Source organism: Xenorhabdus sp. Sc-CR9, from assembly GCF_963897815.1.
GTDB lineage: Bacteria > Pseudomonadota > Gammaproteobacteria > Enterobacterales > Enterobacteriaceae > Xenorhabdus.
This window is the reverse complement of record NZ_CAWQTY010000130.1, coordinates 1-368: the sequence shown is the minus strand read 5'-3', so window position 1 is coordinate 368 and position 368 is coordinate 1. Positions and strand designations below refer to the sequence as shown.

Sequence of the window (368 nt, the reverse complement as noted above, 5' to 3'; positions counted from 1 at the left end):
GTTTCTTTAACAACGGATAAATGTTCAATCAGGGTCATAGGTAAGCGATTAGAAGAGAAATAAGGCTAATTAGATCATGCTATTAATTTTCATTCAATAGATGTTAAAAAAGTATGCTCGCGCCCTGGGGTTTCACGGAATGTCTTCGCATTCGGAAAATAGATATTGTTACGCACTTGCTCATTCATATACTTCCACAATCGCTCTATCGGATTGAGGTTTGGGCTGTAAGGCGGTAGGTAACCTGAGCTTCGCTTAAGAAGGGAACTAAAGTGCCTGAGGCACGATCAAAGTTTTTGCTAAAGAAAACAAAATCGTGGAGATCCTCAGGCATGTATAATTTAGAAGAACTTTACTGCTGCGTCGAT

1 pseudogene is annotated in these 368 nt (G+C 39.7%); it reads right to left on the bottom strand.

From position 1 onward, the window contains the following. Positions 1–89: 89 nt before the first annotated feature. A pseudogene (locus AACQ81_RS06475) lies at positions 90–242 on the bottom strand (transposase); the annotation flags it as partial. Positions 243–368 lie beyond the last annotated feature (126 nt).